Source organism: Bradyrhizobium sp. NBAIM08 (genome assembly GCF_020193935.1).
In the GTDB taxonomy this organism is placed as follows: domain Bacteria; phylum Pseudomonadota; class Alphaproteobacteria; order Rhizobiales; family Xanthobacteraceae; genus Bradyrhizobium; species Bradyrhizobium yuanmingense.
On sequence record NZ_JADYVR010000924.1, the window covers coordinates 1 to 405 of the forward strand.

General features: G+C 70.1%; 1 protein-coding gene. It reads right to left on the bottom strand.

From position 1 onward, the window contains the following. Positions 1–405 (bottom strand): FtsX-like permease family protein (locus tag I6F37_RS42750; protein WP_225154791.1); only part of this gene is annotated, 405 nt, incomplete at both ends.

Here is a 405-nt window from a genome sequence, read left to right on the forward strand (position 1 = left end):
GCGCTGCGCAGCCGGCCGTCGTGGCGCGAGCCGGTTGACGTCACGGAGCCGGCACGTAGCGAATCACTCAAACTGCCCCCGCGCCGGAACAGCGGTACGAGCGCGGCTGCGAGGCCCACGAGGACGCTCACCCCAATCGCGAAGCCGAGCACCATCGGATTGATCGTGATCTCCTCGGCGCGCGGGGTGACGCGGGTCGCCAGCGACCGCAGAAGCCCAAGTCCGCCGAATGCGATGCCCACGCCGAGCACGCCGCCGGCGATGCTGACGCAAACGCTCTCGGTCGCCAGCTGACGGAAGAGCCGCGTCCTCGACGCGCCGAGCGCCGAACGGAGGGCGACCTCGCGGCCGCGGATCATCTGTCTCGACAGCACGAGGTTCGCGAAATTGGCGGCCGCAATGAGG